The sequence below is a fragment of the Aeromonas sp. QDB56 genome, assembly GCF_027705505.1.
GTDB classification, from domain to species: Bacteria; Pseudomonadota; Gammaproteobacteria; order Enterobacterales; family Aeromonadaceae; genus Aeromonas; species Aeromonas caviae.
On sequence record NZ_JAPDBZ010000151.1, the window covers coordinates 1 to 9,452 of the forward strand.

Here is a 9,452-nt window from a genome sequence, read left to right on the forward strand (position 1 = left end):
GTCGATACGCATAAAAAAATCCGAAACCCAACAAGGAGTTTCGGATTCTTACACAGCCTGAGGATCGGTCAATGGATTCTTAACTGATCGGCATTAGCGCATGTGCGCGGGTTTTTCTGCAAGAGCGGAACGCTATTACAGAGCAACAACCTGGATTTGTACGGTTGCTTTGACGTCAGCGTGCAGCTGAACAACAACTTCGTACTCACCGGTGTTACGCAGAACGTTGCCCATGCGGACTTCGCTCTTGGCAACGGCTACGCCGGCAGCAGTGATGGCTTCAGCCACATCACGGGTACCGATGGAACCGAACAGCTTGCCTTCGTCGCCAGACTTGGAGGCGATGACAACGGCAGCCAGCTCACCCAGCTTGGCAGCGCGCTCTTCGGCAGCAGCCTTGTTGGCAGCCAGTTTGGCTTCCAGCTCAGCGCGACGAGCACCGAAGGCTTCGATGTTGGCCTTGGTGGCCATAACAGCTTTGCCTTGCGGGATCAGGTAGTTACGGGCATAACCAGCTTTTACGGAAACTTGGTCACCCAGACCGCCCAGTTTGGCGATCTTATCGAGCAGGATAACTTGCATTACCTTTCCTCTATAAATTTCGTTGAGTTAGGCGTAAGCGCCGGGCCGATTCTTACTTGTTGTGCAGATCGGTGTACGGCAGCAGAGCCAGGTAACGAGCACGCTTGATGGCGCGTGCCAGCTGACGCTGATACTTGGCGCGGGTACCGGTGATACGGCTCGGTACGATCTTGCCAGATTCAGTGACGTAGTTTTTCAGAGTAACGATATCTTTGTAGTCGATCTCGGTAACGTTCTCGGCGGTGAAGCGGCAGAACTTACGACGACGGAAATAACGTGCCATGGCCTTTATCCTCTAATGCGGTGATCTAAGAATTACTCTTCGGAAGACGCTTCAACAGCATCTTCGCGACGCTCGTCGTCACGACGGGTGAAGCGCTCTTCCTTGGCCTTGGCCATCGGAGAAACTTCAGTCACGGCGTGCTTGGTGCGCATGATCATGTTGCGGATAACGGCATCGTTGAAGCGGAAGTTGGTTTCCAGCTCATCGATAACGGCCTGTTCAGCTTCTACGTTCATCAGAACGTAGTGAGCCTTGTGCAGCTTGTCGATCGGGTAAGCCAGTTGACGACGGCCCCAATCTTCCAGGCGATGAATGGTACCACCAGCGGTGGTGATAGCGCCGGTGTAACGCTCGATCATGCCAGGTACTTGCTCGCTCTGGTCCGGATGAACCATGAAGACGATTTCGTAATGACGCATTTTAGCTCCTTACGGATTAATTCAGCCTCCGCCCAGGTGCAGCCAGACCTCGGAGGCAAGGAACATAGTGATGTTTAGACGCTGCTTTCTAGGGCGGCGTATTGTACGAAATCACCTCTCCCACTGCAACTGGCGAAGCAAGATGTTTTTCTCGATGAGCCCGATACAAAACTTTAATTGATAACAATTATCACTTAGATCCATACTCTCCTCATATCCCCACGGAGGATGACAGTATGCAACCTGCGCTCACCACGGCCATCCCGGCCCGCAAATTCAAGCTGACCCTGCTCGGCCCCGCCTTCATCGCCGCCATCGGTTATATCGACCCGGGCAATTTTGCGACCAATATCCAGGCCGGCTCCACCTTCGGCTATCAACTGCTGTGGGTAGTGGTGTGGGCCAACCTGATGGCCATGCTGGTGCAGACCCTCTCGGCCAAGCTCGGTATCGTCACTGGCAAGAACCTGGCGGAACACATTCGTGATCGTATGCCCAGGCCCGCAGTCTGGGCCTATTGGGTGCAGGCCGAGATCATCGCCATGGCCACCGATCTCGCCGAGTTCATCGGCGCTGCGGTCGGCTTCAAACTGCTGCTCGGCATCACCCTGTTGGAAGGGGCCTGCATCACCGCCGTGGTCACCTGGGGGATCCTGATGCTTCAATCCCGCGGCCAGAAGCCGCTGGAGTTCGTGGTGGGCGGCCTGCTGCTGTTCGTGGCCGCCGCCTACATCGTCGAGCTGATCTTCTCGCGCCCCCACCTGCCGAGTCTGCTGGAAGGGGCACTCTTCCCCGGCCTCCCCAATGGTGATGCTGTCTATCTTGCCGCCGGCGTGCTTGGTGCCACCGTGATGCCCCATGTCATCTATCTCCACTCGGCCCTGACCCAGCATACCCAGGAGCAGGGCACGGTGACCCAGCGACTGCACAGCACCCGGGTCGACGTGGCCATCGCCATGACCATCGCCGGCTTCGTCAACCTGGCCATGATGGCCATGGCGGCGGCCGCCTTCCACAGCTCCGGCAATCAGCAGGTGGCCGAGCTGGAAACGGCCTACCAGACCCTCACGCCCCTGCTGGGCCCGGCAGCCGCCACCCTGTTCGGCCTCTCCCTGGTCGCCTCCGGCATCTCCTCCACCGTGGTGGGAACGCTGGCGGGACAAGTGGTGATGCAGGGCTTCGTGCGCTTCACCATTCCGCTCTGGCTGCGCCGAGCCATCACCATGGCTCCCGCCTTCGTGGTGATCGCCATGGGCCTCAACACCACGGAAATTCTGGTACTGAGCCAGGTAGTGCTGAGCTTCGGCATCGCCCTCGCTCTTATTCCGCTGCTGATCCTGACCGGTGATCGCGCCCTGATGGGGGCACATCGCAATCACCCCGTCACCCAGGCCGTGGGGCGCCTCATCGTCGCCCTGGTGATCGGCCTCAATGCCTATCTGCTGGTCACCACCCTCTAAAGCCATCTTGAGGCTCATTGACCCGGGTTGATGAGCCTCTTCGCACTTTCGCGTATGCTGCCTCTTTCCCTTCTCATCATCTCGTTGCGGGAGCCCTGCCATGGAACATACCCGAGCCAGCTTCGTACTGGGCCACCATCAGGAACAGGCCAGCGTCGTCTGTTGCAAACAGGGGGATCCGACCCTGCTGGTCACCGACCTCACCCCCTTTCATCCCCAGAGCCACCTCTGGCCCGATCAACCCGGTGACGTGGGCACTGTGCGCTGGGAAGGGGGGGAAGCGGCCGTGGGCCCCTGCCGCATGGGCGCCATCAGTCCCGAGGGAGAGCTGTTCGTGGATACGGAGATTCCGGTCAAGCGAGGGGCTGATGGGTGGGCTTTCGTGGTGGTGCACCCCCTCGCTGGTTCCCATCACCTTGCCATTGGCTCGCCTGTGGAACTGACGGTGGATGCCGAGGCACGCCATGCCCTGAGCCTGGGCCACAGCGCCTGCCACCTGGTGGCACTGGCCCTCAATCGGGCGCTCACGCCCTATTGGCGAAAGGAGACAAGCGAGCTGGACGCTCTCGGGCAGCCGGATTTCGACCGCCTCGCCATCCAGCACTCCCGGGTCGAGCCCAGAGGATCAAAGGAGCAGTACCGGATCGGCAAGAGCCTTCGGAAAAAGGGAATCAACAGCGAGGCACTGCTGGCCGACCTCGACAGGATAGCGCTCCAGGTCAACGAGCAGCTGATGCGCTGGCTCAAAGAGGGAGGCGAGATCCGCCGCAGCCGGGCCGGTGATGCCATCATCGATTCCCGCTACTGGCATGGCATGGTGGACGGTCGGGAGATCACCATTCCCTGTGGCGGCACCCATGTAAGCACTCTGACCGAGTTGGGCCAGGTTCAGGTGACGCTGGCCTCCAGTGAAGAGGGATTTACCCTCACCACCCGGGTCACTCCCTGAACCACCACAGCCTTCCTGATGTCGCACCGCCCTGACCGGGGCGGTGTCCCGACAGAGAGACCCGCAGGCAGATCAGCGCGGCGGTATCTCACCCCGGGCTGCGACCCCATGGCCACGGGGTAGCAAAAAACCATGCGATGCACCACGGATGAGGGGCCACTTGCCCCTTTCCTGGCGCCTGACGATGTCAGGCAGGCTCCCTTCGCATCCCCATGTGAGGGATGTCATCTTCCAGATATCCTTCCCCTTCGGCCACGAAACCATGCTGGCCGTAAAAGCCTTGCAGGTGGGCCTGTGCACCGAGCCAGATGCTGTGTGCAGGCCAGCGAGCCTCGCACTCTCTGACCGCTTGCGCCAGCAGGCGGTGACCCAGTCCGCCCCCCCGCGACGTGGGAGAGGTGACCACACGGCCGATGGCGGCGCCGCTGCCATCACCAATGCCGGGCGCCATGATGCGGGCATAGGCCGCCAGGTGATCCCCCTCACGACCGAGCAGATGCAGCACGCCGTCACGGCGATCCAGCCCGTCCAGATCCTGGAAGGGACAGGTCTGCTCCACCACGAACACCTCGGCGCGCAGGGCAAGCAGCTCATACAATTCATCCGTGGTCAGCTCGGACCAGGATTTCATACTCCAGTTCATGAATGACTCCTGTTTAATGGGGTCTGACAGCATAATCTTGCTCCCGACGAGGGGCATTAACCTTGGTTAAGTTGGCCCCCTTCTCATCCAATGCGGACATGGCCGACAAAGAGCCGATCTCTGCCCAGGTTCATCGGCAATCCCTTCTGGCTCAACCCTGATCGCGCGTTTTCAGCCGCCTGCGGATGCGGCTCAGGCTGATGGGGGTGATCCCCAGATATGCGGCAATCTGGTGATCCGGAACCCTGGCATCCAGCGCGGGGAAGCTTCGCAGAAAATGCTGATAGCGCGCCTCTGGGCCCCCGGTCAGCAGTAACAGCTCTTTCTCCTCCTTGATGCGCAGTTGCACTTCAAGGAGATGGTGATACCAGGCGGGCCAGCAAGGGAGTCGGCGCAGATCCGCCAGCGGAAGAAGTTGCAGCCGGCAAGGCTCCAGCGCCTCCACGCTGTAGCGGGCGGGCTCACCACTGAGCAGGTGGTGGAAGTCGATAAACTCGTCCCCCTCCCAATAGAACTCCTTGATGTACTCGCGGCCATCCGCCAGCACCACCTTGGCCCGCAGCAACCCCTCCTCCACTCTGACCAGCAGCGCCGGACTGTCACCGGCATGCCAGAGGCAGGTGCGAGGGGGCAAGGTCAGGGAGCGGACAAAAGAGAGGAGGCGCTCGGCCTCCTGCTCATCTGCAACCCGTTCCCAGACAAAGGGGGGTCTGTCGGTCATCGTCTTGTCAGACGCGGCGCTGGCGCACGGCTTCGAACAGGCAGACACCGCTCGCCACCGAGACGTTGAGGCTGGATACTGCCCCCGCCATCGGGATGCTCACCAGCTCGTCGCAATGTTCGCGGGTCAGGCGGCGCATCCCCTTGCCTTCGGCCCCCATCACCAGCGCCATGGGGCCGGTGAGTTTGGCCTGATAGAGATCGTGATCCGCCTCGCCGGCGGTACCCACGATCCAGACGCCGCGCTCCTGCAGCTCGCGCAGGCTGCGGGCCAGGTTGGTGACCTGGATGAGCGGCACCACTTCGGCGGCGCCACAGGCGACCTTGCGCACCACGGACGTGAGGCCTGTGGCCTTGTCCCGCGGCACGATCACCGCATGTACCCCGGCCGCATCGGCACTGCGCAGACAGGCGCCGAGATTGTGCGGGTCGGTCACCCCGTCCAGTACCAGCAGGAAGGGCGCTGTCTCTTGCGCCGCCAGACCGTCCAGCAGGCTGGCCAGGTCGTGCTCGGCCAGCTTGGGCGCTTCAATCACCTTGGCCATGATGCCCTGGTGATTGTTGCCTTCCGCCTTGTCATCCAGCGTCTTGCGGTTCACGCTCTGCACCCTGATACCGAGGGACTCCAGCTCGGCCAGCAGGGGATGCAGCCGCTCGTCATCGCGGCCCTTGAGAGCCCACACCTCGATGAAGCGCTCGGGGGTGCGCTCCAGCAGCGCGGAGACGGCGTGAATGCCGTAGATCAATTCAGTACTCATTTAGTGCTCTTGGCCTTGTCGCGAGCCTTTTTGCTCGGTCGTCTGTTGCTGGGCTTGGCACGGCCACCCTTGTCGGATTTGCCGCTCTCCTTGCCCTCTTTGCGTTTCTCGTGGCGCTGGGCGCTCTTGGCCTTCTCTTTCTTGATCTCGGCCTGCTTGCGCGCCATCTCCTTGGCGTTCTTGCCGGTGGCCTTGAGGGGCTCTTCCACCATCACGAAGTCGATCTTGCGATCGTCCAGGTTCACGCCCATCACCTTGACCCGCACCTTGTCACCCAGACGATAGCGACGGCGGAAGTTCTCGCCGATCAGCTGCTGGTGCAGCGGGTCGAACTGGTAGTAGTCGTTGGTGAGGGTGCTGACGTGCACCAGACCGTCGATGTGGATCTCCGCCAGACGCACGAAGAAGCCAAAACCGGTGACGCTGGCGATGACGCCGTCAAACTCGTCACCCACGTGATCCAGCATGTACTCGCACTTGAGCCAGTCTGCCACGTCGCGGGTGGCATCATCGGCACGGCGCTCCGTCATGGAGCAGTGCTCGCCCATGGGGTCCACTTCTTCCAGCTGGTAGTGGTAGCCACCGCTCGGCGTCCACTTGTGACGCAGGTTGGCCTGCTGCTCCTTGGCGGTCTGGTACTTGATCGCCCGGTGCAGGATGAGATCCGGGTAGCGACGGATCGGCGAGGTGAAGTGAGCGTAGGACTTCAGGGCCAAGCCGAAGTGACCGATGTTGTCGGCCTGATAGATGGCCTGACGCATGGAGCGCAGCAGCATGGTGGAGAGCAATTCCGCATCCGGGCGCCCTTCGAATTTGGCGGCCAGGTCGGCAAAGTCCTTCGGCTCGGGCTCCAGGCCCCCCTTGAGCTCCAGACCCAGTTCGGCCAGGAAGTCACGGAAGCCGGTCAGACGCTCCTCGCCCGGGCGGTCGTGCACCCGGAACAGGGCGGCGGCCTCGTTCTTCTCGATGTAGCGGGCGGCAGCCACGTTCGCCTGGATCATGCACTCTTCGATGATCTTGTGGGCGTCATTGCGCACCAGCGGTACGATACGGTCGATCTTGCGCTGGGCGTTGAAGATGAAGCGGGTCTCCTCGCTCTCGAACTCCACCGCACCGCGTTGATGACGGGCATGCTTGAGCGCCTTGTAGAGGTTGCTCAGCTCCTCGATGTGGCCCACCAGCGGATCATACTGCTGACGCAGCTTGGGATCCCCGTCCAGGATCGCCGCTACCTTGGTGTAGGTCAGGCGAGCGTGGGAGTTCATTACCGCTTCGTAGAACTTGTAGCCGGACATGCGGCCGGCGGCGGAGATGGTCATCTCGCACACCATGCAGAGCCGGTCGACCTGCGGGTTCAGGGAACACAGACCGTTGGAGAGCACCTCCGGCAGCATGGGCACCACGAACTCGGGGAAATAGACCGAGTTTCCGCGCTGATAGGCTTCGGTGTCGAGGGCCGTGCCCGGTTTCACATAGGCAGAAACGTCGGCAATAGCGACCCACAGGCGCCAGCCGCCACCGCGCTTGGCTTCACAAAAGACAGCGTCATCGAAGTCGCGGGCGTCTTCCCCGTCGATGGTCACCAGCGGCAGGGCGCGCAGGTCGATGCGACCCTCTTTGGCCTTCTCCGGCACCTGCTCACCGAGACCGGCGACCTCTTTGGTCACCTCTTCCGGCCAAGTGTGCGGAATGCCGTGGGTACGCAGGGCGATCTCGATCTCCATACCGGGCGCCATGTTCTCACCCAGGACTTCCAAGACGGTACCGACCGCATTGAAGCGAGCAGTGGCGCGCTGGTTGATGCGCACGACTACGACCTGGCTCTGGCGAGCCCCCTTGTTCTCCCCTTCCGGGATGATGATGTCCTGGCCGATGCGGCTGTCATCGGGTACCACGAAACCGACGCCGTTCTCGACGAAGTAACGACCGACGATGTCCGCCTCGCGGGATTTGAGCAGGCGCACCAGACGCGCTTCCTGACGACCCTTGCGATCGATCTCGGTCGGCTGCACCAGGGCATAGTCGCCATGCATCAGGCGCTGCATCTCGCGGTTGTTCAGGAAGAGATCCGCTCCACCACCCTCGGGGCGCAGAAAACCGAATCCATCTTTGTGGCCAAGCACATAGCCTTTGACCAGATTCAGGCGATCCGGCAGGGCGTAACATTGGTTGCGGGTGAACACGAGCTGCCCGTCGCGCTCCATGGCGCGCAGACGACGTCGCAAGGCTTCCAACGGCTCTTCATCGGTCAGCTTGAGGACCTTGGCCAGCTCTTCCCGGGACATGGGTTTCTCATGGCCCTTGATGAGCTCCAGCAGCATCTCGCGACTGGCGATGGGGTTTTCGTATTTTTCGGCCTCGCGTTGGAGGAAAGGATCTTTTTGAGACATAAGCAGGCCTTAGGGTAGGTAATAACGCAGACATTATATCGGAGGGGGGAGCTAATGGCATCCATCGACTGCCTTTTGGCCATTCTCTCTGTCATACTGGACACAGTTTGCAGGTATGTGAGACTCGGAACTCATGAGCAAGGACTCGTTCGCCCAATCTGCCGCCTATTTGAAACAGGCGGTTCCCCTGATGATCAAGTATCAAATTCCCACCACGCCGAACAACTATCACCTTTGGTACAGCTACGTCTCCGGCGACATGCCCGAACTCAACCATGCCGTCGATCAGGCGATAAAACAGCAGGGAACCTTCTCCCTGACCACCTGTGAGCGTCTCTACCACCAGCACCTTGCGGCCCAGGACGAGCAGCAGATGGAGGCGATGAAACTCAACCTCGCGGCCATGGCCAGCGAGCTGAGTCACTCGATGCAGGATGCCATCTCCGATACCGGGCTGTTTCAGGAGATGCTCGACAAGAGTTTCGACAAGCTGAGCAAGATAGACGACGAGGGGCTCAGCCTGGAAGACACCATGGGGATCCTGCGGGATCTCGTGCGCGAGTCGCGCGACGTACGCATGTCCACCCTCCACTTTCGCAACCAGCTCAGCAGCGCCGAGAAAGAGATCAAGGAGCTGAAACAGGCCCTGAACGAGACGAGGAAGCTGGCCACCGAGGACCCGCTCACGTCTCTGCTCAATCGACGCGCCTTCGATCTCGAGATGGACAGCCTCATCCGCAGCAAGCAGCCCTTCTCCCTGATCCTGACCGATATCGATCGCTTCAAGAACTTCAACGACGAATACGGACATCTGCTGGGGGACCAGGTGCTGCGCATCGTCGGCAAGCGGCTGCGAGAGGCCAGCAAGGAGGGCATAACCGCCTATCGCCTGGGGGGTGAGGAGTTTGCCCTCTTGGTGCCAAACCGCGCCCTGGCGCTGACCCGCCAGATGGCCGAGAGCCTACGTCGCGTCATCGAGCGGATGTCGATTCTGGATCGCAAATCCGGGCGACGCATCGATCACATCACCGCCTCGTTCGGCGTGGGGGAATACATCCCTCAGGAGACGGCAGACACCCTGATCGAGCGTACCGACAAGCTGCTCTACAAGGCCAAGGAGCTGGGACGCAATCGGGTGATGCCACTGCCCTCCTGATCCCACCAAATGCAAACCTGATTACCCATGATTAGCAGTCACCACGAGCTATACTGATCTTACGTACAGTTACTGAGGTGCGAGATCATGGC

10 protein-coding genes are annotated in these 9,452 nt (G+C 60.8%); 3 read left to right on the forward strand and 7 right to left on the reverse strand.

Annotation, left to right across the window (positions count from 1 at the left end):
* Positions 1-135 precede the first annotated feature (135 nt).
* Genes rplI through rpsF form a run of 3 tightly spaced genes read right to left on the reverse strand, consistent with a single transcriptional unit; the run spans position 136 to position 1,284 of the window.
* A complete protein-coding gene (gene rplI, locus OKB81_RS17495; RefSeq protein WP_010673120.1) occupies positions 136-582 on the reverse strand; it encodes a 50S ribosomal protein L9 in 447 nt (148 codons plus the stop codon).
* Between the two features lie 52 nt (positions 583-634).
* A complete protein-coding gene (rpsR, locus tag OKB81_RS17500) occupies positions 635-865 on the reverse strand; it encodes a 30S ribosomal protein S18 (RefSeq protein ID WP_005313392.1) in 231 nt (76 codons plus the stop codon).
* A 32-nt stretch (positions 866-897) separates the two neighbouring features.
* The gene (gene rpsF / locus OKB81_RS17505; protein WP_005331771.1) at positions 898-1,284 is read right to left on the reverse strand and encodes a 30S ribosomal protein S6; all 387 of its coding nucleotides are present in this window, start codon (positions 1,282-1,284) and stop codon (positions 898-900) included.
* Between the two features lie 236 nt (positions 1,285-1,520).
* Here rpsF and OKB81_RS17510 point away from each other — a divergent pair, with 236 nt between their 5' ends.
* Entirely contained in the window at positions 1,521-2,744 is a 1,224-nt protein-coding gene (locus tag OKB81_RS17510) for an Nramp family divalent metal transporter (protein WP_160838884.1), read from the forward strand.
* 100 nt (positions 2,745-2,844) lie between these two features.
* The gene (locus tag OKB81_RS17515; RefSeq protein ID WP_052814588.1) at positions 2,845-3,693 is read left to right on the forward strand and encodes a hypothetical protein; all 849 of its coding nucleotides are present in this window, start codon (positions 2,845-2,847) and stop codon (positions 3,691-3,693) included.
* 187 nt (positions 3,694-3,880) lie between these two features.
* Here the strand turns inward: OKB81_RS17515 and OKB81_RS17520 are convergent, their stop codons facing one another.
* The 4 genes from OKB81_RS17520 to rnr form a co-directional block, all read right to left on the reverse strand.
* On the reverse strand, positions 3,881-4,336 hold the full coding sequence (locus tag OKB81_RS17520; protein WP_042878826.1) for a GNAT family N-acetyltransferase: 456 nt from the start codon (positions 4,334-4,336) through the stop codon (positions 3,881-3,883).
* Positions 4,337-4,487: 151 nt separating this feature from the next.
* Positions 4,488-5,057, reverse strand: a complete 570-nt coding sequence (locus tag OKB81_RS17525) for a Crp/Fnr family transcriptional regulator (protein WP_010673116.1) — start codon at positions 5,055-5,057, stop codon at positions 4,488-4,490.
* A gap of 7 nt (positions 5,058-5,064) precedes the next feature.
* Entirely contained in the window at positions 5,065-5,814 is a 750-nt protein-coding gene (gene rlmB, locus OKB81_RS17530) for a 23S rRNA (guanosine(2251)-2'-O)-methyltransferase RlmB (protein WP_041214488.1), read from the reverse strand.
* Positions 5,811-8,204 (reverse strand): ribonuclease R, encoded by a 2,394-nt coding sequence (gene rnr / locus OKB81_RS17535; RefSeq protein WP_049636454.1) that lies wholly within the window; start codon positions 8,202-8,204, stop codon positions 5,811-5,813. Before rnr ends, rlmB begins: the two co-directional genes overlap by 4 nt.
* A gap of 133 nt (positions 8,205-8,337) precedes the next feature.
* Here rnr and OKB81_RS17540 point away from each other — a divergent pair, with 133 nt between their 5' ends.
* Positions 8,338-9,360, forward strand: a complete 1,023-nt coding sequence (locus OKB81_RS17540; RefSeq protein ID WP_041214487.1) for a GGDEF domain-containing protein — start codon at positions 8,338-8,340, stop codon at positions 9,358-9,360.
* Positions 9,361-9,452 lie beyond the last annotated feature (92 nt).